Genomic DNA, 321 nt, shown 5'->3' with positions numbered 1-321 from the left:
GAGCGCCTCGCCGAGCACCTCGAGCACAGCCACCAGGTCAAGATCATCGAGCACGGCCTGGAGCGCTGCACCCAGCTCTCCGAGCGCCTCGACCGCACCGTGGTGCTGCACGGCAGCGCCACCAGCAAGCGGCTGCTGGAGGAGGAGAACATCGAGGACTGCGACATCTTCTGCGCGCTGACCAACGACGACGAGGTCAACATCATGTCGTCGATGCTGGCCAAGCGCATGGGCGCCAAGAAGGTGCTGACGCTGATCAACAACGCCGCCTACGTCGACCTGGTGCAGGGTGGCGAGATCGACATCGCCATCTCGCCGCAA

1 protein-coding gene is annotated in these 321 nt (G+C 64.8%); it reads left to right on the top strand.

The window, feature by feature from the left end; translation table 11 throughout:
- A partial coding sequence (locus CR157_RS21190; protein WP_258364254.1) for an NAD-binding protein occupies positions 1–321 on the top strand: 321 nt, incomplete at both ends.

The organism is Halomonas sp. LBP4 (genome assembly GCF_003202205.1).
GTDB lineage: Bacteria > Pseudomonadota > Gammaproteobacteria > Pseudomonadales > Halomonadaceae > Halomonas > Halomonas flagellata.
The sequence above is the reverse complement of the archived record's forward strand: the minus strand, read 5'-3'. Positions and strand labels throughout refer to the sequence as shown.